The organism is Telluria sp. AZSoR62 (assembly GCF_058111565.1).
This window is the reverse complement of record NZ_JBYTST010000066.1, coordinates 1-496: the sequence shown is the minus strand read 5'-3', so window position 1 is coordinate 496 and position 496 is coordinate 1. Positions and strand designations below refer to the sequence as shown.

Below are 496 nucleotides of genomic sequence, written 5' to 3'. Positions count from 1 at the left end.
CCTAATTGCTTGATTATCACGTATACAAACACGCTTGCTAATTTCATCAGGAGTGGCATCAGTGCAAAACAACTAATCAGCTCCAACCAAATAAGGACATACCACTCTTGGGCTTACGATCATATAATGCTCAGTTTAGGTGAGAGGCCGATGCCCCCTAATGCAGAATTTGACGAAGCGTCCCGAAAGGAGTTAGCAAAACTTGTCGCCGAGTCCAACGCATCTCTGCCATCCCTCAAAGTTTACGACGCGATCTTCGTTGACGAAGCTCAAGACCTGACTTGCCAAGAATTGCAACTGCTGCTCCAGCTTAGCGACAATGTATGTATTTGCGGTGATACCCGGCAGGGAATCTATAACCGTGATGGGCTAGAAGTGCCTGAATTTGTTGCATTACAGCGGCATACCTTGACCGAGCACTTCCGAATAGGACATAGGATCGCCCGTGTAGCAGATCGACTGATCCCTCCCAATCCAGGAACACCATCACTAGAAG

At 47.8% G+C, this 496-nt stretch carries 1 protein-coding gene; it reads left to right on the top strand.

Annotated elements, in window-relative coordinates:
• Nucleotides 1-150: 150 nt before the first annotated feature.
• Nucleotides 151-496: UvrD-helicase domain-containing protein (locus AC3XQU_RS22885; protein ID WP_489876454.1), on the top strand; the 346-nt coding region annotated here is incomplete at its 3' end.